General features: G+C 70.5%; 19 protein-coding genes. 12 read left to right on the top strand and 7 right to left on the bottom strand.

What is annotated here, in order from left to right; translation table 11 throughout:
• Positions 1-187 precede the first annotated feature (187 nt).
• Positions 188-1,747, top strand: coding sequence for an XRE family transcriptional regulator (locus tag AB0N02_RS32755; protein WP_363954306.1), 1,560 nt, complete (start codon positions 188-190; stop codon positions 1,745-1,747).
• Positions 1,744-2,205, top strand: coding sequence for a GNAT family N-acetyltransferase (locus tag AB0N02_RS32750; protein ID WP_363954304.1), 462 nt, complete (start codon positions 1,744-1,746; stop codon positions 2,203-2,205). Before AB0N02_RS32755 ends, AB0N02_RS32750 begins: the two co-directional genes overlap by 4 nt.
• A gap of 360 nt (positions 2,206-2,565) precedes the next feature.
• Here the strand turns inward: AB0N02_RS32750 and AB0N02_RS32745 are convergent, their stop codons facing one another.
• From AB0N02_RS32745 to AB0N02_RS32730, 4 genes are read right to left on the bottom strand one after another with little or no spacing between them, the layout of a single operon-like run.
• Entirely contained in the window at positions 2,566-3,597 is a 1,032-nt protein-coding gene (locus AB0N02_RS32745) for an ABC transporter ATP-binding protein (protein WP_363954302.1), read from the bottom strand.
• Positions 3,594-4,397 (bottom strand): ABC transporter permease subunit, encoded by an 804-nt coding sequence (locus AB0N02_RS32740; RefSeq protein ID WP_363954300.1) that lies wholly within the window; start codon positions 4,395-4,397, stop codon positions 3,594-3,596. The genes AB0N02_RS32745 and AB0N02_RS32740 overlap by 4 nt, the downstream gene beginning before the upstream one ends.
• A 26-nt stretch (positions 4,398-4,423) precedes the next feature.
• A complete protein-coding gene (locus AB0N02_RS32735) occupies positions 4,424-5,425 on the bottom strand; it encodes an ABC transporter permease subunit (protein WP_363954298.1) in 1,002 nt (333 codons plus the stop codon).
• The gene (locus tag AB0N02_RS32730) at positions 5,422-6,516 is read right to left on the bottom strand and encodes an extracellular solute-binding protein (protein WP_363954296.1); all 1,095 of its coding nucleotides are present in this window, start codon (positions 6,514-6,516) and stop codon (positions 5,422-5,424) included. Before AB0N02_RS32730 ends, AB0N02_RS32735 begins: the two co-directional genes overlap by 4 nt.
• Positions 6,517-6,850: 334 nt before the next feature.
• Between AB0N02_RS32730 and AB0N02_RS32725 the strand changes: the two genes are divergently transcribed.
• The 6 genes from AB0N02_RS32725 (at position 6,851) to AB0N02_RS32700 (ending at position 12,820) form a co-directional block, all read left to right on the top strand.
• On the top strand, positions 6,851-8,299 hold the full coding sequence (locus tag AB0N02_RS32725) for an aldehyde dehydrogenase family protein (protein WP_363954294.1): 1,449 nt from the start codon (positions 6,851-6,853) through the stop codon (positions 8,297-8,299).
• Between the two features lie 37 nt (positions 8,300-8,336).
• Positions 8,337-9,245, top strand: a complete 909-nt coding sequence (locus tag AB0N02_RS32720) for a CoA-transferase (RefSeq protein ID WP_363954292.1) — start codon at positions 8,337-8,339, stop codon at positions 9,243-9,245.
• Positions 9,242-10,018 carry a CoA-transferase gene (locus AB0N02_RS32715; protein WP_363954290.1) on the top strand — a complete coding sequence of 259 codons (777 nt, stop codon included), beginning with the start codon at positions 9,242-9,244 and terminating at the stop codon, positions 10,016-10,018. Before AB0N02_RS32720 ends, AB0N02_RS32715 begins: the two co-directional genes overlap by 4 nt.
• On the top strand, positions 10,015-10,830 hold the full coding sequence (locus AB0N02_RS32710; RefSeq protein ID WP_363954288.1) for a citrate/2-methylcitrate synthase: 816 nt from the start codon (positions 10,015-10,017) through the stop codon (positions 10,828-10,830). Before AB0N02_RS32715 ends, AB0N02_RS32710 begins: the two co-directional genes overlap by 4 nt.
• Positions 10,831-11,042: 212 nt before the next feature.
• A complete protein-coding gene (locus AB0N02_RS32705; protein WP_363954286.1) occupies positions 11,043-11,660 on the top strand; it encodes a TetR family transcriptional regulator in 618 nt (205 codons plus the stop codon).
• Positions 11,657-12,820, top strand: a complete 1,164-nt coding sequence (locus AB0N02_RS32700) for an FAD-dependent oxidoreductase (protein ID WP_363954284.1) — start codon at positions 11,657-11,659, stop codon at positions 12,818-12,820. Before AB0N02_RS32705 ends, AB0N02_RS32700 begins: the two co-directional genes overlap by 4 nt.
• Before the next feature lie 229 nt (positions 12,821-13,049).
• Here the strand turns inward: AB0N02_RS32700 and AB0N02_RS32695 are convergent, their stop codons facing one another.
• Positions 13,050-13,508, bottom strand: coding sequence for an NUDIX domain-containing protein (locus AB0N02_RS32695; RefSeq protein ID WP_363954282.1), 459 nt, complete (start codon positions 13,506-13,508; stop codon positions 13,050-13,052).
• Positions 13,509-13,675: 167 nt separating this feature from the next.
• Between AB0N02_RS32695 and AB0N02_RS32690 the strand changes: the two genes are divergently transcribed.
• Positions 13,676-15,271: an alkaline phosphatase family protein gene (locus AB0N02_RS32690; protein WP_363954280.1), complete on the top strand. Its 1,596-nt coding sequence runs from the start codon at positions 13,676-13,678 to the stop codon at positions 15,269-15,271.
• A 102-nt stretch (positions 15,272-15,373) separates the two neighbouring features.
• Here AB0N02_RS32690 and AB0N02_RS32685 read toward each other — a convergent pair whose 3' ends face one another.
• On the bottom strand, positions 15,374-16,006 hold the full coding sequence (locus AB0N02_RS32685; RefSeq protein ID WP_363954278.1) for a DUF47 family protein: 633 nt from the start codon (positions 16,004-16,006) through the stop codon (positions 15,374-15,376).
• The gene (locus AB0N02_RS32680) at positions 16,003-16,941 is read right to left on the bottom strand and encodes an inorganic phosphate transporter (RefSeq protein WP_363954276.1); all 939 of its coding nucleotides are present in this window, start codon (positions 16,939-16,941) and stop codon (positions 16,003-16,005) included. The genes AB0N02_RS32685 and AB0N02_RS32680 overlap by 4 nt, the downstream gene beginning before the upstream one ends.
• Positions 16,942-17,089: 148 nt before the next feature.
• Here AB0N02_RS32680 and AB0N02_RS32675 point away from each other — a divergent pair, with 148 nt between their 5' ends.
• The 3 genes from AB0N02_RS32675 to AB0N02_RS32665 are packed head-to-tail and all read left to right on the top strand — an operon-like array spanning position 17,090 to position 21,581.
• Positions 17,090-18,193, top strand: coding sequence for an aminotransferase class V-fold PLP-dependent enzyme (locus tag AB0N02_RS32675; RefSeq protein ID WP_363954274.1), 1,104 nt, complete (start codon positions 17,090-17,092; stop codon positions 18,191-18,193).
• Between the two features lie 33 nt (positions 18,194-18,226).
• The gene (locus tag AB0N02_RS32670) at positions 18,227-19,150 is read left to right on the top strand and encodes a LysR family transcriptional regulator (protein ID WP_363954272.1); all 924 of its coding nucleotides are present in this window, start codon (positions 18,227-18,229) and stop codon (positions 19,148-19,150) included.
• A gap of 34 nt (positions 19,151-19,184) precedes the next feature.
• Positions 19,185-21,581: an FAD-dependent oxidoreductase gene (locus tag AB0N02_RS32665; protein WP_363954270.1), complete on the top strand. Its 2,397-nt coding sequence runs from the start codon at positions 19,185-19,187 to the stop codon at positions 21,579-21,581.
• Positions 21,582-21,615 lie beyond the last annotated feature (34 nt).

The following is a 21,615-nucleotide window of genomic DNA, read 5'->3' as shown; positions in this document are numbered from 1 at the left end:
AAGAAACAGCCCGGTGGAGGACGATCCTTAGCCGGTGGTTTCATCCGTGCGTTCCGGATGAGCCAAGCGTGGTCCATCATTCTCTGTAGGCACAGTGCGACACCCGAATCACACTGAGTCAACGGGGAGAGGACCGGTCGGGACAGGCGTGCCAACCAGCCCAGCTGGCCGCGAGAGAGGGGCCGGTATGTCCGGCAGGCAGCACAGGGAGACGGAGTTAGCGCGGCAGATCCGCGCGAAGGGCCTTGCCGCCGGGCGCATCCCGGCTCAGATCGCCGAGGAGATCCACGATACGTGCGGTCCGCAGTTCGGGACCACGCGCGTCAAGGCCCATCGTCTCGCGCACGGTGTCGCCCTCGCCGACGTGATCGAACAGATACGGGCACTGTTCGAACGCGACGGCAAGGCGGTTCCGGGAATCGGGGAGACGCTTCTGTCCGCCTACGAGAGCGGGCTGAAACGGCCTGGGCCCGAATACCTCCACTACCTGTGCTCCGCCTACCGGGTCGAGCCGATGTCCCTCGGTTACGACGGCCCGTGCATCTGCGGCAACCGCCACAGGGTGCAGGGTGTCGTCCGCGGCGATCTCCAGGACGGAAGACCCGACACTTCCCCTGGTCCGCACGAGCCGTCGATCCAGCGGATCGACGGCGATTCGTCGGCGGACGGGAGCGAGGAGGACGAGAACGTGTTGCGGAGGACGCTTTTACAGCTTCTGCTCGGCACCGGCGCCGCGCTGGACGGACAGCTGCTCGGATCGGTGGAGAACATCCGGAGAAGGATGGACGAGACGCTGGTGTCGGCCACCGTCTCACCCGCGATGCTCGACCAGTGGGAAGAGGCCACCGTCGGTTTCGGCCGCCAGTACATGAACACGCCGCCGCTACGGCTGCTCTGCGACGTGCTGCTGGAGTTCAGCACCGTGCGCAAGGCCATGGAACGGCGCCAGCCGGTCGACCTGCAGGAGCGGTTGTGCCGTATGGCGGCCCAGCTCGCCGGTCTCAGCGGCATGATCATGGTCAACCTCGGTGATCACCGAATGGCACGGTCCTTTTTCCGGACGGGCAGGATGGCCGCCGACGACACCGGGGACCGCGCGCTGAGGGCCTGGGTCATCGCCAGGGAGGCCCTGGTCCCCCTCTACTACGGGGATCCGCGCGAGGCGCTCAACCTCGCGCGCAAGAGCCGCGACCTGGCGGGCCAGACGCCGTGCGCCGCCCAGGCCATGGCGCCCGTCGTCGAGGCCCGCGCGCTCGCGATGATGTCGGGCGCCGGCAAGAAGGACGTCGTCGACCAGGCCAAGCGGGCACTGTCGCGGGCCAGGGCGGCCTTCTCCCAGATGGCCGCGGCCGACCAGGACGACGCGGCCTTCGGCTACACCGAGCGGCAGCTCTACTTCCACCAGGGCGACGCGCTGGTGAGGCTGGGACAGACGATGGAGGCCGACCTCATCCTGGAGCAGGCCCTGACCAAGTACGGCCCGAGCGACTGGCTCGACCCGACGCTGATCAGGTTCGACCGGGCCAAGTGCAAGCTCCTGGAGGGCGACGTCGACGAGGCGCTGTCCATCGCCAAGGCCACGCTGGCATCCCTGGGCGAGGGGTACAGGCCCGACATCCTCATGCAGCGCGCCCACGAGGTGGCCAGGGCCGTGGAGGCCAAGGATCCCGACAACCCCGGGCTCAAGCTCTACCAGGAGGCGTTGCGCACCGCTCCGGTGCCGGATCCGACGGCGAGGGATGCGTGAGGATTCGGCGTTATCGCCGGTCCGACCTTGAATCCGTCCGGGCGCTGCACCGGATCTGCCTCGCGCAGGTCGGTCTCACCCCGGGGGACGGTGTCTACTACGAGGACGACTTCCCGCGGATCGGCGAGATCTATCTCGCCGACCGGGGGGAGTTCCTCGTGGGGGAGATCCCGAGCGGACGGATCGTGGCGATGGGCGGGCTCCGTCGCGTCGACTCCGGAACGGTCGAGCTGTGCCGAATGCGGGTCCACCCGGACTTCCAGCGGCGCGGGCTCGGCGACCGGATGCTCGCCGAACTGGAGAGGCGGGCGGTCGAGCTGGGCTATCCCAGCCTGTGCGGGGACACCACGCTGAACCAGCCCGCCGCGATGGAGCTCTACCGCAAGTACGGCTGGCGCGAGACCCACAGAGAGAGACGCGGCGAACACACCGTGATTTACATGGAGAAGAAAATCTGATTTTCGGCCATGTCCCCTCTGGTCGATCAGAGGGGATTGAGGCTTGTTTGGGATTAAGCGTTGCAATCCGGTGGAGCGGGAGAATACTTGCTTCTCGTACCTGTAGTCGTTCTCTGTGAGGGTGCGGTGAAGAAGATCATCGTTCACAAGCCCGGCACCACCAGGCTCAGGGGCGTCTCCGGCGTCATCCACAAGGGATGAGGAGCGCCCCGGCCACCTCCGGCGATCGCACGGGCCCTTCGCACCTCCTGGCGGACGGGCACCGGCGGTCGGCCGGACCCTCCTGAGCCGGACCTCCCGGAGCCGCACTCCCTTCGAGGAGAGACTCCCCGAGGCCGGACCTCTCCGAAGCGGCCCCGGTCAGGCGGGGAAGACCTGGACGTGGCCGGGGTCCACGCTGAGCCGTACCACGTCGCCGGGGGCGAGCCGCGCGGCGGCGCGTGAGGGAAGGTCGGCGAAGACGGTGGCGGGGGAGCCGTTGACCTCGGCCTGGACGTAGACGCGGGTGGTGGCGCCCAGGAAGACCGTCACGTCGACGACCGCGCGGGCGCCGGGACCGTCGTGGCTCACCGAGACGTCCTCGGGACGGAACATGCACAGCACCCGCTCCCACGGCGCCGCGACGTCGAAGGCGCCGCCCGCGGTCACCCGGCCACGCTCGGCGTGCAGTTCAAGGGTGTTGCGGTTGCCGACGAAGCCCGCCGCGAACCGGGTCGAGGGGGCGGTGTAGATCTCCGCGGGGGCGGCGCACTGCTCGATCTCCCCGGAGTTCATCACCGCGACCCGGTCGGAGATGGCCAGGGCCTCGGCCTGGTCGTGGGTGACGAAGACCGTGGTGATGCCGACCTGGTGCTGGATGCGGCGGACCTCGTCGCGCAGCCGGTGGCGCACCTGGGCGTCCAGCGCGGACAGCGGTTCGTCCAGCAGCAGCACCTCGGGGCGGGGAGCCAGCGCGCGGGCCAGCGCGACGCGCTGCTGCTGGCCGCCGGAGAGCTGGTTGGGCAGCCTGTCGCCCTGCTCCGACAGCCCGACGAGGTCCAGCATCTCCTCGACCCGCTCGGCGACCCTGGCCCTGCCCTCCCGGCGCACGGTCAGCGGGAAGCCGACGTTGCCGCGCACGGTCAGGTTGGGGAACAACGCGTAGGACTGGAAGACCATGCCGATCGGGCGCCTGCGGACCGGAACGCCCGCCATGTCGGCGCCGCCGATGGTCAGGCGCCCCGCGTCGAACGCGGTGAGACCGGCGATGCAGCGCAGCAGGGTGGTCTTGCCGCAGCCGGACGGGCCGAGCAGGGCGAGCATCTCCCCCTGCTCCACGCTGACGTTCACCCCGGCCAGCGCGACATGACTCGCGTAACGCTTGGTGATGCCGTCCAGGACGACGTGACTCATCGAAGGGTCCTTCCGATAGTGCTCACCCGACCGCGACCGAGGCGGACGACCAGGGCGGAGAGTGCGAACAGGAAGCCGAAGGTGAAGATCGTGACGACGGCGAGCGCGTTGGGGTCGCCGAGGGTGCGGGAGACGAACTGGCGGGCCGACCAGATCGGCAGCGTCTCGAACTTGGCGCCGACCAGGATCTTGGCGAGCGCGAACTCGTTCATCGCGGTGGCCACGACCAGCAGCGCGCCGGACACCACGCCGCCGCGGATCGCCGGGAAGATCACCCGTGTCAGGGTCTGGAGCGGACCGGCCCCGCAGGTCGCCGCCGCCTCGCTGAGCCGTACGGCTCCCGCCGCGATCAGCGAGCTCTCCACGGCCCAGTACATGAACGGGAAGGCGACGGCCGCCGTCGCCGCCGCCAGCAGCCAGAACGTGCCGAAGAGACCGGGGGCGAACGACGCGGTGACGAGCTGGAGGCCGGCTCCGATGACCACCCACGGGACGGCGAACGGGATCACCGCGATCGTCTGCACCACCGAGCCGATCCTGGGGTTGTGGACCACCGACCAGTAGGCGGCGGGCACCACGAGCAGCACGTCGACGACCACGACCACGGCCGACAGCAGCAGGGAGCGCAGCAGCGCGGACGTCACGTCCGGCTTGCCGAACACGCCGAGCCAGTGGTCCAGGGTGTAGCCGTCGGGCAGCGGGGTGTCGGTCCACCGGGTCGCGACGGAGTACAGCAGGGCCGCCAGCAGGGGCAGCCCGAAGTAGAGGCCGAGAATGCCGAGGAAGATCCGCCTTTTCATGGGGCGCGCACCGTTTCTTGTTCGGATCACAGCCACCGCTGCGCCCGCTTCAGCGAGAGCCGGTAGAGCACGGTCGCGCCCACGGCCAGGAGCATGAGCAGCACCGACAGCACCGCGGCGCGTTCCAGGCCGAACACCGAGGACTCCAGTGTCGTGCCGATCTGCAGGGTGATCAGCTTCTGGCTGCCGGGGCTGGCCGCGACCGCGTAGGCGACCGCGTAGACGCCGATGGTCCAGGTGAAGACGAGCAGCCATCCGGCGATGACGAACGGCGACAGCACGGGAACGCCGACGTGGCGCCAGAACTGCCACCGGGTCGCGTGACAGACCGCCGCCGCCTCCTGCCAGTCGTCCTTGAGCACGCTCAGCGCGGGCAGGGTCAGCAGCACGAACATCGGGACGTTGAAGTACAGGTAGACGATGTTCATGCCGGTGAACGAGCCGGTCGAGGGGAAGGGGTTCTCGATCCCGAACAGGCCGCCGAGGATCAGGGTGAGCATGCCGGTCGAGCCGATCAGCGCGACGAAGCCGAAGGCCAGGCCGATGCCCGCGAAGTTGGAGGCCACGTTCATCAGTGACAGCCAGAACGCCCGGCCGCCCAGGCGCATCCGGGTGATCAGCCAGGCGGCGGGGGCGCCGATGGCGGTCGCGAGCGTGGCCTGTACCACGCCGAGCCCGAGCGAGCCCGCGACGGCCTGCCGGTCCACCGGGTTGTCGATCACCCGCAGGATGTGGTCGAAGCCGTAGCCGCCGCCGCGCAGCGCGAAGGTGTCGTTGACCAGCCGGGTGGCGGGCAGCACGAGCATCGCGAACGTGAACGCCAGCAGCGGGAGGGCCGGCGCCCAGTTCGCGAGGACCTTCCAGGTACGGCGCGCCGCCCGGCCCGCCGAGCGGCCCGCCTCCGTCACGCCGGTGTCCCCGCCGGAAGCGGGGATGTCGTCCTGCCTTGAGACGGGGGCCGGGCGGGCACCCGCCGATGGCGGGAGGAAGGCTCCTCCCGCCACGGGCTCAGGGGTCTGCTGGGTCACGCGAGAACCTTGGCCTCCCAGTCGGCGACGATCTGCTCGGGGTTGACCTTGGTGATCTCGATCTCCTTGACGGGCGCGTACGCGGCGTCCGGCAGCCAGTTGGCCTTGGCGTCGGCGGGCAGCTGCAGGTCTCCGTTGAGGGAGCGGATCGGCCGGGCGCCGAACTTGGCGAAGAGGGTCTGGGCCTCGTCGGACAGGGTGTAGTCCAGGAAGCCCTTGAGGAAGTCGCCCTTGGCGGTGTTGTACTTGTTGATCATCAGTCCCGAGGGGGACCAGACGGAGCCGTCACCGGGGATGATCACTTCCACGTTGACGTTCTTGGCCTTGAGGGCGTTCTTCTGGGCCAGGCCGTTGAAGTCGTAGTTGATCTGGATCGGGGCCTCGCCCTTCTCCAGGGTCTCCTCGCTCATCTTGGCGTCGCTGAGGTTGCCGGCGTCCTTGAGCTTCTTGAAGTAGTCGTAGGCCGGGGTCAGGTCGTCGACCGAGCCGCCGTTGGCGATCGCGGCGGCGACGACCATGGCCTGGCCGGTGCCGGAGGAGGCCGGGTTCTTGGTGGCGATCATGCCCTTGTACTCGGGCTTGAGCAGGTCGGCCCAGCTCTTCGGCGGGTTGGTCACCTTGTCGGTGTTGACCACGAACGACGGCACGCCGACGAAGGTGGCGATCCAGCCGCCGTTCTTGGCCTTCTGCCAGTCCTTGAGCTTGCTCGCCGACGGCGGCAGGTAGGCGGGAACGACGCCCTTGGCCTCGGCGACCGGTCCCCACATCAGGCCGAGGTCGCTGGCGGTGCCGACCGGGTTGCTCTTCTCCGCGTCGAAGCGCTGGATCTCCTCGGCGGAGGACATGTCGGTGTCGACGTGCTTGCACGTGCCGCCGTGCTTGGCGCAGAAGGTCTTGACGACCTCGCCGTAGTTGGCCCAGTCGGGGGCCAGGCCGTACGTGGGAAGGTCGGCGCCCTGCGCGGCGATCTTGGACTCGTCGGGGGCGGCGGCCCAGTCGTAGTCACCGGCCGTGGCGGTGCCGCCGCAGGCACTGAGGGAGAGCATGGCCAGTACGGTCGCCGATGCCGCCCGCAAGCGGAGGTTTCGCATAGAAAGTACCCTTCTGGGAGTTTTACGCAGTGAACCTTGGCGTTTGTCGGTCCTACCTGGACGACGATTGGCCCAAGGGCTTCTTTCGATCAGGTGAATTCATGGTTAACGCCATTTGGTGACCATTTAGCGGGTCTTTAGCGGACGGAGAACCGCGTGTGCCGAATGTCTAACCCAGTGCCGCGACCTGGCCAACGCATCATTTGTTGATCGAGCCCATAGGTAAAGCGCTATAGCCCCTGCCTATCGGAGGCATCGGGTAATTCCCCCTTGTGAGACGGGAGCACGCGCGGTGAGGCTGACCACTGACAGCCGCACGGTGGAAAGGAATCCGATGGAGAGTCGCTACCTGCTCAACCACATAGGGGGCCAGTGGCGCCCGCCGGAGAGCGGGCAGACCCGGCCCAACATCAACCCGGGCGACCTGGCGGACCGCGTCGGAGACTTCGCCGAGTCGGGCGGAGCCGACGTGGATCTCGCGGTCGAGGCCGCCGCGGCGGCGTTCCCCGCCTGGAAGGCGCTGGGCCCGATCAAGCGGGCCGAGTACCTGCGGACCGTGGAGCGGCTCATCGAGGAGCGTGCGGAGGACTTCGCCCGGGCGATCACCCGCGAGCAGGGCAAGCTGCTGAAGGAGGCGCGCGGCGAGGTCAGGCGCGCGCTGGCCATCCTCGACTTCACCGCGGGCGAGGCCCGGCGGCTGAACGGCGAGACCACCCCGGCGGAGGAGCCGAGGACCTTCTCCTACACCTTCCGCTCCCCGCTCGGCGTGGTCGGCCTGATCACACCGTGGAACTTCCCGCTGGCGATCCCCATGTGGAAGGTGGCCCCCGCGCTGCTGTCCGGCTGTACCGCGGTGTTCAAGCCGTCGCCGTTCACCCCGCTGAGCGGCGCGCTGCTCACCGAGGCCTTCGCCGACGCGGGCCTGCCCACCGGGGTGCTCAACCTCGTCCAGGGCGACGTCGCCGCGGGCCAGGCGCTGGTCGCCGACGAGCGCGTGACCGGCATCAGCTTCACCGGCTCCCTGCCCGTCGGCCTGGCGATCCACACCGCGGGCGCGCCCCGGCTGCTGCGCACCCAGCTCGAACTGGGCGGCAAGAACGCCGTGCTCGTCCTGGCCGACGCCGACCTCGACAAGGCGGTCCAGGCCACGGTCTTCGGCGCGTTCGGCCAGTCGGGCCAGCGCTGCAGCGCCACCTCCCGGGTGGTCGTGGACGTGCGCGTCAAGGAGGAGTTCCTCGCGCGCCTGGTCGAGCGGGTCGCGGCGCTCAAGGTCGGCATCGGCGCCGACGCGGGCGCGGACATCGGCCCGGTGGTCAGTGAGGCCCGGATGAAGGCCTGCCTGGACGCGATCAGGACCGCCCAGGAGGGCGGAGCCAAGGTCGCCGTGGGAGGCGGGCGCCACACCGAGGGCGTGCCCGACGGCTGCTACGTCCAGCCGACCGTGCTGTGCGACGTGCCGTGGGACAGCGAGATCGCCCAGGAGGAGATCTTCGGCCCGGTACTCTCCGTGATCGACTGCGACGGCTTCGACGACGCGATGCGCATCTCCAACTCCGTCAGGTACGGCATGAGCGGCACGATCTTCACCTCGGACATGTCCAGGGCGTTCGAGGCGCTCGAACGGTTCGAGGCGGGCATGCTGCACGTCAACCGGCCCGGCGTCGGCGCCTACGCGCACCTGCCGCACATGGGCTCGAAGATGTCGCAGTTCGGGCCGCCGGAGTGCTCTCCGCAGGTCTGGGACTTCTACACCGAATGGAAGTCCGCGTGCATAACCTACTGAGCGCCCCGAAGGCGCCGGTCCCGGCCGCGGGGAGGCGATGACGGTGGAGAAGGTGATCACCGCGGGCGAGGCCGTGGCGCGCTTCGTCACACCCGGCGCGATCGTGGGCATGGGCGGGCAGAACATCAACCGCTGCCCGATGGCCCTGGTCCACGAGGTGATCCGGCAGGGTGTCGGCGAGCTGACCGTGGTCGGCTGCAACCTGTCGCTGCCGCTGGACATGCTGGTCGCGGCCGGGCTGGTGGCCAGGACCGAGCAGGGCACCGGCAACCTGGAGCGGTACGGCACGCTGTTCGCCTGGCGCCGGGCGGTCGAGCGCGGCGAGGTCGGCGTGGGCGACCACAGCCACCTGGCCATGGCCACCCGCTTCGCGGCCGGTGCGCTCGGCCTGCCGTACCTGCCGACGCGGAGCCTGCTCGGCACCGACCTGCTCGCCGACATGGTCGCGGCCGGTTACGCCAAGCAGGACGTGGACCCCTGGAGCGGGGTTCCCGTGGTCCTGCTGAAGGCGATGGTCCCGGACGTGGCGATCATCCACGCCAACCGCGCCGACGTCTCGGGAAACGTGGTCATCGAAGGCGTCACCTCGCACGAGGTGGACATGGTCAGAGCGGCCAAGGTGACGATCGTCTCCGCCGAGGAGATCGTTCCCGAGGGCACCTTCGCCGACCGGCCGGAACAGGTCACGATCCCCGAGGCCTACGTCTCCGCCGTGGTCGAGCAGCCCTTCGGCGCCTTCCCCACCTCGGTCTACCGCGCCTACGACTTCGCCGAGCAGGAGATCAAGGAGTACCAGGCGCTCGGCAGGGCGGGCGACGCGCAGCTGCGTGACTGGCTCGCCGCGAACGTGCACGCGGGCGACGACTTCGACGCCTTCCTGGCCGTCCGTGATCCGCAGGGCTCGCTCAGGGCACGGCTGGCCGACCAGATGAGGAGCCTCATATGAGCGCACTCGCCGCCCTTCCCCGCGAGCTGCTCGTGGTCGAGGGCGCGCGGCAGATCAGGGACGGCGACCTGGTGATCGTCGGGACCGGCCTGCCGCTGCTCGCCGCGACGCTGGCCCAGCGCACCCACGCCCCCGGCGCCAAGCTCGTCATCGAGTCCGGGGTGATGTTCCCCCGGGTCGTGCCGACCCCGGTCTCCGTGGTCGACCCCCGCCTGATGCACGGCGCCTCCCGCCACGGCTCGCTGTTCGAGGCGCTGGGCGGCCTGGTCCAGCGGGGCCTGGTGCGGACCGGTTTCCTCGGCGGGGCCCAGGTCGACGAGTACGGCAACATCAACTCCACCTGGGTGCCCCGCGAGAACGGGGATCGAGTCCGGCTGCCCGGCAGCGGCGGCGCCAACGACATCGCCAGCCACTGCCGCCAGGTGGTCGTCCTCACCGACCACGAACGGCGCCGCTTCCCGCCGCGCTGCGACTACGTCACCAGCCCCGGCTTCCTGTCGGGGCCGGGAGCCCGTGCCGAGGCCGGGCTGCCGCCGCTGGCCGTCAAGGTCGTCACCGACCTGTGCGTCATGGAGGCCGAGGACTGCGCCCTCACCGTGACCGCCCTGATGCCCGGCGCCACCGAGCGGGCCGTACTGGACAACACCGGATTCACCCCGGCCTTCTCTCCCGCGCTCACGACCGTCGTCCCGCCCGCCCCCGAGGATCTGCGCCTGCTGCGCGAGGAACTCGACCCGGCGTGCGTCTACTTTCCCGAAAGGAAGTCCCGTTGACCGACAAGAAGCCGTTCGCCTGGGAAACGGCCATCGCCTGGAAGAACAAGGACCGCATCGTCGTCCGCGGCTACGACGTCAACGAGCTGACAGGCAACATCTCCTTCGGCGAGCACTTCCACCTGGTGCTCAGGGGTGAGCTGCCGACACCCGAGGTCGGCAGGATGACCGAGGCGATCATGGTGAACATGGCCGAGCACGCCATGTCGCCCTCCTCGGCCACGGTCCGCTTCGCCACCTCGGGCGGCGCCGAGCTCAACTCCGCGGTCGCCGCGGGCGTCGCCGGCATCGGCCGCCTGCACGGCACCGCCGACCGTCCCGCCGAGCTGTTCCTGGCCGTGGCCGAGCGGGCCGTGCGCGACGGGCTGAGCGACGCCGAGGCCGCCGCCAAGGTCGTCGCCGAGATGCGCGAGCGCCGCGAGCGGATGCCCGGATTCCACCACGCCCAGCACATCCGCGACCCCCGTACGGCCCGCCTGCTCGGCCTGTCGGACGAGCTCGGCGTCACGGGCCGTTATGTGGCCGTCGCCCGCGCGATGGAGGACGCGACGGAGGACGTCTTCGGCCGCCGCATCTGGCTCAACGGCCCCGGCGCCATGGGCTGTATCGGCCTGGACATGGGATACGAGCCGCTCCAGCTCAAGGCCCTGTTCATCGTCTGCCGCTCGCTCTCGCTGTGCGCCCACTCCATCGAGGAGGCCACCCGGGAGAAGGGCTGGCGCGCCTCGTCCAACTCGCACATGGTCCAGCCGCTCGACCTGTCGATGCAGGGCCCCGACAACTACGACGGCCCCGCCGACCGTTCCCTCTGAACCGCGGTCCCGCGTGATGTCCCGCGGGTCCCGGATCGGGGCAGGGCCTGACGCCGGCGTCGGTGCGGGCCGGGCCCGTGTCACGACGTCAGCTGTGGCTCTGCGGCCACGCGCTGACCGTGCGGAGGTACGTGACCCCGGAGCGCGGCCTCCTGATGATCCGGGCGCCGAGTGACTTGATCAGAACTGAACAAGTGTTTAATATGCTGAACATGTGTTCAGCGCATGATGATCTGACCGCCAAGGCCGTCATCCGGGACCGCGCCCTGGAGCTGTTCGCGCTCCACGGGAGCGACTCGGTGACCGTGCGGCAGATCTCCTCGGCCGCGGGTGTCTCACCCGGTCTTGTCATTCACCATTTCGGCACCAAGGAGCGGCTGCGGGCCGTCGTGGACGCCCATGTGGCCTCCATCTTCGACGGCCTGTTCTCCCGTGCGGCGGACGGTGAGCTCGACACCCTGGACGGCGCTTCCTTCGCCGAGGTGTTCCTGAGGGAGCTGCCGTCCGACTCGCCCGTGCCGCGATATCTGCGCCGGTTGCTGCTGTCGGGCGACCCCGCGGGGGCGGAGGTGTTCCGCCGCTGGTTCGCCGCCAGCAGGGCGACCGTCGCCGCCCTGGCCGTTCGCGGAGTGCTCGTGCCGGGGCGCGACCCGGAGGTCCGCGCCGCCTTCGTCATGGTCAACGACCTGATGCTGTTGCTCCTGCGGGACCGGCTGACCGACGTGCTCGGCGTCGACCCCCTCGGCCCCGAGGGAGCGGCCCGCTGGGCCGACGAGGTGCTGGCCATCTACCGGGACGGGCTGTTCGCCTCCGGAACGGAGCTCCGATGAAGGTCGTGATCTGTGGTGCCGGAATAGCCGGTCTCACGCTGGCGTGGTGGCTGCGGCGCACGGGCGCCGAGGTGACCGTCGTCGAGAAGGCGGCGGGCCCGCGTTCCGACGGTTACATGATGGACTTCTTCGGTTCGGGCTACGACGTGGCCGAGCGGATGGGCATCCTCGACGAGTTGCGCCGGGTCGCCGCCGACATCACCGAGCTGGTCTACGCCGACGGGTACGGCAGGCGGGTCGGCGGCCTGCGGTACGCCTCCTTCCAGGAGATGCTCGGCGGCCGGGTGCTGAGTGTCATGCGCGGCGACCTGGAGACGGTCCTGCGCTCGGCGCTGCGCCATGACGTCCCGATCCGGTACGGCATCGGCGTCGAGACCGTCCGTGACGTCCCCTCGGGGGTGGACGTCGAGCTGACCGACGGCACCGTCCACAGAGTGGACCTCCTGGTGGGCGCCGACGGCATCCACTCCACGGTCCGGCGGCTGGTCTTCGGCCCCGAGGAGTCGTTCCTGCGCTCGCTGGGCTATCACACCGCGTCGTTCCTGTTCGAGGATCAGGAACTCGCCGAGGAGATCGGCAGGAGGTTCGTCCTGGTGGGCGTGCCCGACCGGCAGGCGGGGTTCTATCCGGCGGGGAAGGGGGGCCTGGCCGCCTCGCTCATCCACCGATGTCCGGCCTTGACGCTGCCCGCCGACTCCCGGGCACAGGTGCTGGACGCCTACCGGGGACTGGGCCCTCTGATCGACAGGATGCTCGAACACTGCCCGGAGGATCCCTACTACGACTACGTCGCCCAGATCCGCATGTCCACCTGGAGCAAGGGCCGGGTCACGCTGCTCGGCGACGCCGCCCACGCGGTCTCGCTCATGGCGGGCCAGGGATCCTCGATGGCGATGGGCGGGGCCCACACGCTGGCCACCGAACTGCTCGGGGCGGACGTCGAGTCCGCTCTGGAGCGCTACGAACGGCGGATGCGCCCCTTCGTCCTGCGCAAGCAGGCGGCCGGAAGAAGCACCGCCGACTGGACGGTTCCGCGCGAGGCGTGGCGGATCGCCCTGCGCAACCGCCTGTTCGGCCTGGCGGACCTGCCGGGAGGGAGGTCCCTCATGGGACACACCCTCAGGCGTCTGGGCGCCAGCGTGGTCCCCTCCGCGGGATGAGCCGGCCGGGCCCCGCCCGCTCTCCGGATCCCGCTCTTCGGATCCCGCTCTTCGGATCCCGCTCTCCGGCCGCGAGGCGCTCAGTCGCGGCAGGCGTCGGGGGCCTGTGCGCCGAGCATGCCGTATGACCCCTTGTTGGGGGAGAAAGGCGTTTTATTGGATTTGGTCGATTTGTGTCGTTATTTATCGACAGGGGAAGAAACGGACGCGGTCCCGGCGAGCGGACGGATCACCCCGGCAGGATGATCCGGGAGACGATCTCCGGCAGGCCGGGGGGCTCCAGCGCGTCGGGAAGTTCGGCCATCTCGGCGGGGGAGAACCACCCGAACCCCAGGTAGGTGTCGTTCTCCTCCTCGGTGAACGCCCCGGGCTCCACCCGGGGAGTGCCGTCGAACCTGGCCAGGTAGAACCGCTCGGTCTTGGCGTAGTGGACGCCGAGCCAGTCGAACTCCCGGGGCACCGGCAGCCACCGGTCGGCAACCGCCTCGCCGGGCAGGCCGGTCTCCTCGGTCAGCTCCCGCCGCGCGGCCTCCAGCGGCGTCTCGCCCGGGTCGATCCCGCCGCCCGGCGGCTCCCACAGGGTTCTGCCGCTGACCGGGTCGCGCCAGTGCATCAGCAGTACCCGTCCTTCGTCCGTCACGCAGATGACTCTGGCGGCGGGGCGGTCACTCACCTGAGGGTCGGTCATAAACCCCGGACGTTATCACCGTCTGTTTATTCGATACGCCTATGGCGGCAATTGAAAAACGCGATTATCCGCGAAGCCGTTGTTAACCTGTCGGCCTTTGCGTGATCACCCGTGCCGGAGATCCTCGCGCAGAGCCGGAGTTCCCGGCCCCAGCGAGGAGGATGTTCATGCGCTTACGCAACGCGGTGGCGGCGACGGCGGCGATGGCCGTGATCCTGGTCCCGGCGACGGCGGCCCTGGCGGAGCCGAGCAGCCCGGCGGTTCAGGCGGCCACCCCCAAGCCCGCCCCCGAGAAGGTCCTGAACACCAAGGCGACCCTGGCCGCCCCGCTCCCCGTCCCCAACGTCCCGAACGGTACCAGCGCCGACAAGGTCCTGGTCATCGGCCTTGACGGCCTGCGGTACGACCGTATCGCCCCCGCCGCCGCGCCTAACCTCGACGCCCTGATCGCGGGCGGGACCTTCGGCGCCAGCCTGCTCTACACCAACCCCATGGCCGCCACCTCCAGCGGCCCCGGCTGGTCCACGATCGCCACCGGCGTGTGGCCCGACAAGCACAAGGTGAAGGACAACAACTTCACCGGCAAGCGCTACGACCTCTACCCCGACTTCCTCAGCCGCATCGAGGGGACCAACCCGGCCCTTTCCACCTACGCGGCCGTGGACTGGAAGCCACTCGGCGACCAGGGGACCTTCGGCACCGCCATCGACGCGCGGATCGTCCTCGACGGCGACACCGCCGGATACCCCGCCGAGGACGAGCGGCTCACCCAGGTCTCCGAGCAGGTGCTCCGCGACCGCAACCCGGACGCCGCCTTCGTCTACCTGGGCAACATCGACATCGCCGGGCACAACAGCGGCGCGGGCAGCCAGGCCTACCTCAACGCGATCGGCACCATCGACGGGCAGGTCGGCCGCCTCGTCAACGCGATCAAGGCGCGTCCCACCTACGCGAGCGAGCGGTGGACCGTGATCGTCGCCACCGACCACGGCCACACCGACGCGGGCGGCCACGGCGGCTCGACCATCGAGGAGCGGCGCACCTTCGTCCTCGCCTCCGGTCCCGGCATCGCCGCCGGCGCCACCCCCTCGGACACCCGCCTGGTCGACGTGGCCGCCACGGCCTTCGCCCAGCTCCACCTCCCGCTCCCCGCGGGCCTGGACGGCAAGTCCGTCGCGGTGCGCGCCACCGACCCCTTCGACGGCCTCACCCTCGGCACGCGGGTCGGGGAGACCGGCATCCCGGCCACGGTCCAGGGCTTCACCCACACCCCGCCGACCGGCTGGGCGGTGAACAACACGAGCATGCCCTCCGGCGGTGTCGAGGAGTGGCGCGGCTGGTCGTTCACGACCGACGAGTTCTGGTCCCGCGCCCAGCGCGACCAGTGGCGTGAGCTGTTCGTCAGGGGCCGGGGCGTGTTCGCCGTCGCCGACTCCGACGAGTGGGACGACGCCTCCCATGGCTCGGGCACCTTCGACTCCACCCTCGTCAGCGCGCCGTACTCCGTCGCGGGCCGTACCACGGCGAAGATCGACTACGCCACCCACTACCGCCAGGAGGGCACCCAGAAGGCGCAGGTCCTGGTCTCCTTCGACGGCGGCCCGGCCACGGTCGTGAAGAGCTACACCGCCGACACCGTCTCCCAGGCCGAGTCCGTCTCGGTCGCCGTCCCCTCGGGCGCCGCCACCATGACCGTCCGCTTCCGCTACTACGACGCCAGCAACAACTGGTACTGGGCCATCGACGACCTGCGCGTCTCCTGACCCCTCACCGCCCTCCGTTGTTCCGCGGGCCGTACCGGACGTCTCCGGTACGGCCCGCCCCGCGTCCACCTCGCGGGGCGCCGGTCTCCTGGGAGGCCGGCGTCAGCGTTTCATCGTGCCGTCGGCTATCGCGTCCGCGGCCTCGCCGATCGCCATTCCGACGATCTCCAGGCGGCGGACCAGCGCGTGCTCCTTCATGGCCTCGGAGCTGATCTCGCCGGAGAAGATGCGGGCGATCTCGTACTGGTACATGCGACGCAGGGTCCCGGCCGCCTTCTTGGCCTCCAGGGCGTCCCCGGCGGCGGCCGAGGGGCGGGAGGTCAGGTCGCCGACCGCGGTCTCCAGGGCCTCGATGCCGACGATCGCCTGGTCGAGCATGGGGACGAAGCGCCGCTGGTCGGCGACGCGGTACAGGTGCGATTCGCGGACGAAGTCGCGCAGGGAGTCGAGCACGTCGTCGATCGAACGCGACAGGCGGAACAGGTCCTCCCGGTCGATCGGCGTCACCAGGGAGCCGGACAGCTCCTCGATCAGCCGGGCGCGTTCGGTGTCGCCGCGATGCTCGACGGCGCGCATCCGCGCGTGGGCGTCGGTGCGTCCCGTGTCGCCGCCGATCATGGCCATGGCCAGCCAGGCGCCCTCCTTGGTCGCCTCCAGCTGTCCGATCAGGGCCCGGGTGAGCGCGCCGTCCATGCGCCCGGTCATCAGGTCCCGCACCCGCCGCAGCCGCTTCACGCGATCACCCCTCGGACGATGAGCGCCACGGCCGCCGCGAGCAGCCCGCTCACCGGCAGCGTCAGCGTCCAGGCCAGAACGATCTTCGCGGCGGCGTGCCAGCGCACCCGCCCGGCGCCGTCGGCGACCCCGGCCCCGACCAGCGCGCCCGCGATCGTCTGGGTCATGCTCACCGGCGCGCCGATCGCGGCGCAGCCGATCACCGCGGTGCCGGTGGCCAGCTCCGCGGTCACCCCGTGCAGGGGACGGGAGGCGATGATCTCCCTGCTCAGCGCGCGGCCCGCGCGCGGCAGGCCGTACAGGGCGCCGGCGCCGAACAGGGCCGCCACGACCAGGCAGACGGACGGCGGGGCCCCCTCGAAACCGAGGGCCAGCATGAAGACCGCCAGCATCTTCTGGCCGTCGTTGGCCGCGTAGGCCAGGCACTGCAGGGCGAACCCGGCCCGGTGCCACTGCCGCAGCCCGCGGCCGCCCGCCAGCAGCGTGAGCGGATGACGCACCAGTACGGCGAGCAGCCCCCCGACGAACGGCGCCGCCAGTGCGACCACGAGCACGAACAGCACCGCGTCCGCCGAAACCGGCACCCCCCAGCCCAGTCCCGCGCCGGTCAGCGCGCCCACGACGGCGAGGGTCAGGCTGGTCGGCCGTCCCCGGTTGCCGAGAAAGGCGACGACGGCCAGGGCGCACAGCACGGCGACGGCCGTGGCGGCCTGGCCGCCGGGACTGTCCAGGTTCACCAGCCGGGTGGTGAAGGTCACCGCGACCCGGTAGGTCGCCAGGGGGACCAGCGCGACCGAGGCCATCAGCAGGGCGAGGCCGGTCAGCGGCCGGACGCTGGGGATCTTCAGACCGGTCGCCAGCAGCGCACCGCCGTCGTTGATCCCGGTCACGACCGAGAACAGCCCGGCGAGTGACGTCAGGGCGATCAGGCTCACGCTCCCACATCCCCGTTTAATGGACGATGAACAGCAAGGCCGGTTCGGCTATGGGGTCCATAGGCGAATGACGGCTGCCCTCGTTCGGGCTCCCCCGGTAGCGTCCGCAGTGCACCGATACGGACATGCCTACCCAAAGATCGAGTGGATGATGGACGAAGAGCTCATTCTGCTGAACCCCGGACCGGCGTGTACCTCGCGACGCGTCAAGGACGCCCTGCTGCGCGGAGACCTGTGCCATCGCGAGCCGGAGTTCACCGAGCTCCTGTTCCGGATCCGCGAGGCCCTGCCGCGCTGCCTGAACCTGGCCGGCACCCACGAGGCGCTGCTGGTCACCGGCTCGGGGACCGCCGCCATGGAGATGGCGGTGATCAGCTCGGTGCGCGAGGGGCGCTCCGTGCTCGTGGTGAACAACGGCGTCTACGGCGAGCGCATGATCAAGATCGCCACCGCGCACGGCATCCCGGTCCACGAGGTCCGCGGCGAGTGGACGGTCCCCGCCGACCCCGAGGCCGTCCGCGCCGTGCTGGCCGAGCACGACGACGTGGACGCGGTCGTCTGTGTCCACCACGAGACCACCACCGGCCTGATCAACCCGATCAAGGAGATCGGCGAGATCGTGTCCGGCACCGACGCCCTGTTCGTGATCGACGCCATCAGCGGCACCGCGATCGAGGACCAGGACCTGGCCGAGGTCGCGGGCGACGTCATCTGCGGCACCGCGAACAAGGGCCTGCACGGCCAGCCGGGCATGTCGTTCATCCTGTGCGGCGAGAGGTCCCTGCGGCGGATCACCGAGGTCCCGGTCCGGTCGCTCTACCTGAACGCGGCCGGCTATCTGCAGGGCCAGCGCAAGGGCGACGTGCCGTTCACCCCGGCGGTGCAGGTCTGCTACGCCCTGGACGAGGCCATCGCCGAGTTCGAGGAGGGCGGCGGCTTCGCGGCCAGGACCAAGCTCTACCGCGAGCGCGCGGCGCTGGTGCGCGGCCAGTTCGAGCGACTGGGCTTGAAAGTGCTCGTTGATGAACCTTTCCGTTCAAATACCGTCACAATGATTCATCTTCCGGACAACGTCACGTACGCCGCCCTTCACGACGAGCTGAAGAAGCGTGGCTACGTTATCTACGCCGGTCAAGGACGGCTCTCCGCCGACTTCTTCCGCATCTGCACGATGGGCGAGATCCCCTGGCACCGGCTGGAGCGGCTCGAGCAGGCGCTCCGCGAGTCGATAGACGCCGCCCGCGGCGTGTGACAAGCCCCGTCGCCGGGGTGAGGAGGGACGACGTTGCAGCTCAACCTGCATCGCCTGTGGATTTTCATGACCGTCGTGGAGTGCGGGGGCTTCTCGGCCGCCGCGCAGAAGCTCTACCTGAGCCAGCCATCGGTTTCCCACCAGGTCAGGCAGCTTGAGCAGTCGCTGCGGGCCACTCTCATCGACCGCAGCGGCGCCCGCATCCGGCTCACCCCCGAGGGCGAGGTCATGCTGGCCTACGCCAAGCGCGTCTTCCTCCTCGCCGACGAGGCGGTCACCGCGATCCGCCAGGTCTCCGGCCTGCACACCGGCACCCTGGTCGCGGGCGGCACGACCACGGTCGGCACCTACCTGCTGCCCCCGCTGCTGGCCGCCTTCCGCGACCAGCACCCCGGCATCGAGGTCGGCATCTACGTGGGCAACGGCCAGCAGGTCGAAAAGCAGCTCGTCGACGGGGAGATCGGCGTCGCCGTCCTCGCGGGCGAGCCCGGCGCCGCCCAGCTGGTCAGCGAGCCGATCCTCCAGGACCGTCTCGTGCTCATCACCGAGCCGGGACACCGCCTCGCCCGCGCGGGTACGGCCAAGCCCGCCGAACTGGCCGGGGAGCGCTTCCTGCTCCGCGAACCCGGTTCCTCCACCAGGGAGCTCCAGGAGCAGGCCCTGGAGACGTGGGCGCTGGAGGAGGCCCGCCGTACCGAGATCTGGGGGCCCGAGACGATCAAGCAGGCGACCGCCGCCGGGCTCGGCGTCTCCCTGGTCTCCGAGCACTGCGTCGAACGCGAGCTCGCCGACGGGCGGCTGGCCGCGCTGGAGGTCGTCCCCGCCCCCCAGCCCCGGCCGATCGTGCTCGCCCACCGCAGGGACCGCCTGCTGGGCCCGGCCGAGCAGGCGTTCATCACCCTGCTGCGCGGCGTGCGCAGCTGGCCGGGACAGAACCGGCTGAGGAGCATCTCATGACAGACCGCTCAACCCCTCATGGAGTGAACACCCGGTGAACGGAACGCTCCCCTCGCGCGCCCGGGTGGTCGTCGTCGGCGGAGGCATCGTCGGCTGCAGCGTCGCCTACCACCTGGCCGAGCTCGGCTGGACCGACGTCGTGCTGCTCGAACAGGGACAGCTGTCCTGCGGCACCACCTGGCACGCCGCCGGGCTGGTCGGCCAGCTGCGCAGCACCGGGAGCATGACCCGGCTGATCCGCCACAGCACCGAGCTGTACGCCCGCCTGGAGCGGGAGACCGGCTTCGGCACCGGCTGGAAACAGTGCGGCAGCCTCGGCGTCGCCCGCACCGCCGAGCGGATGGCCCAGCTCAGACGTACCGCGGCCGCCGCACGGAGCTTCGGCGTCGAGTGCGAGCTCATCTCCGTCCGGGAGGCGGGCGAGCTCTGGCCCGCCATGCGCACCGACGACCTCGTCGGCGCCGTCTGGCTGCCCGGCGACGGCAAGGCCAACCCCTCCGACCTGACCCAGGCGCTCGCCCGGGGCGCCCGGCGACGCGGCGTCCAGGTGCTGGAACGGGTCAAGGTCACCGGTTTCTCGACGCTGGAGGGCCGGGTCACCGAGGTGCGGACCACCGAGGGCGACATCGAGACCGAGGTGGTCGTCAACTGCGCCGGACAGTGGGCCAAGGCCGTCGGCCGGCTCGCCGGGGTGACCGTGCCGTTGCACTCCGCCGAGCACTACTACGTCGTCACCGACCCGATCGCCGGAGTGCACCCGGACCTGCCGGTACTGCGCGACCCCGACGGCTACACCTACTACAAGGAGGAGGTCGGCGGCCTCGCCGTCGGCGGCTTCGAACCCGACGCCAAGCCGTGGGGCATGGACGGCATCCCCGAGCCGTTCGAGTTCCAGCTCCTGAAGGAGGACTGGGACCAGTTCGCCATCCTCATGGAGAACGCCGTCCACCGCGTTCCCGCCCTGGACGACGCCGGGATCCGGATGTTCTACAACGGCCCGGAGAGCTTCACCCCCGACAACATGTTCCTCCTCGGTGAGGCCCCTGAGCTGCGCGGCTTCCACGTCGCCGCCGGGTTCAACTCCGCGGGGATCGCCTCGGCGGGCGGCGCGGGCATGGCCCTGGCCGAGTGGATCGTCAACGGCGAGCCGACCCGCGACCTGTGGGCCGCCGACCTGCGCCGTTTCGCCCCGTGGGCGGGCAACGACACCTGGCTGCACGACCGGGTCAAGGAGACCCTCGGCCTGCACTACGCCATGGCCTGGCCCGACCGGGAGCCGGAGACCGCCAGGCCGCTGCGCCGCTCCCCGGTCCACCACCTGCTCCGTGACGCGGGCGCCCGCTTCGGGACCGCGATGGGGTGGGAACGGGTCAACTACTTCGGGCCGGCGGTGCCGTACACCTTCGGACATCCCGCCTGGCAGCCGTTCGTCGACGCCGAGGTGCGGGCCTGCCGTGAAGGGGCCGCGCTGTTCGACCAGACGTCGCTGTCGAAGTTCACGCTGAAGGGGCCGGACGCCTGCGAGGTGCTCCGGTGGCTCTGCGCGGCGGAGGTGGACGTCGAGCCGGGACGGTGCGTCCGCACCGGGATGCTCAACGACCGGGGAGGATACGAGTCGGACCTGACCGTGACCCGGGTGGCGCGGGACGAGTACCTGATCGTCACCGGGGCGGCGCAGGGCGTGCGCGACTTCGACGTGATCTCCCGGGGGATCGGCGGCGGCAGGGCGGTGCTGGTCGACGTCACCGGCGCCCACGCGGTCTTCGGCGTCATGGGCCCGAAATCACGCGAGCTCCTGAGCCGCGTCTCCAGGACCGACTTCTCGGCGTTCGAGCTCGGCACGTCCCGCACGGTGGACATCGGCCACGCCACGGTCCGCGCGACCCGCCTCACCCGCGTGGGCGAGCTGGGCTGGGAGCTGTACGTTCCCGCCGAGTTCGCGGTCACCGTCTACGAGACGCTGCTCGCCGCCGGTGACGTCACCCAGGCGGGCCACCACGCCATCGAGGCCATGCGCCTGGAGAAGGGATACCGGTCCTGGGGGCGCGAGCTGGGCCCCGACGTCACCCCCGCCGAGGCGGGCCTGCGGTCCGCCTGCCGCCGGGACGCCTCCTTCCGCGGAGCCGGAGCCGCCTTCGGAACGCCCGCCCGCCGCGTCGTCTCGATCGTCCTGGACGATCCCGCGGCGCGGCTGTGGGGCGGGGAGACGCTGCTCGCCGGCGGCGTCGCGGTGGGTCACGTCACCTCCGCCGCCCACGGTCCCACGCTCGGCCGCGCGGTCGCCCTGGGCCTCGTCGCCGCCCCCGCCGTGGACGCGGCCGGTAACCTCGTCACGGACACGGTGCAGGTGGAGGTAGGTGACTCCCTGTACTCTGCCGAGGTCGGTGTGAAGGCACCGTATGATCCGACCTCTTCGAGGGTGAAGGCATGAACGAGCGAGTCAGAAAGCCCGGCGCGGGCTACGC

This window comes from Streptosporangium sp. NPDC051022, from assembly GCF_040683035.1.
Lineage (GTDB): Bacteria > Actinomycetota > Actinomycetes > Streptosporangiales > Streptosporangiaceae > Streptosporangium.
This window is presented reverse-complemented; position numbering and strand designations above follow the sequence as displayed.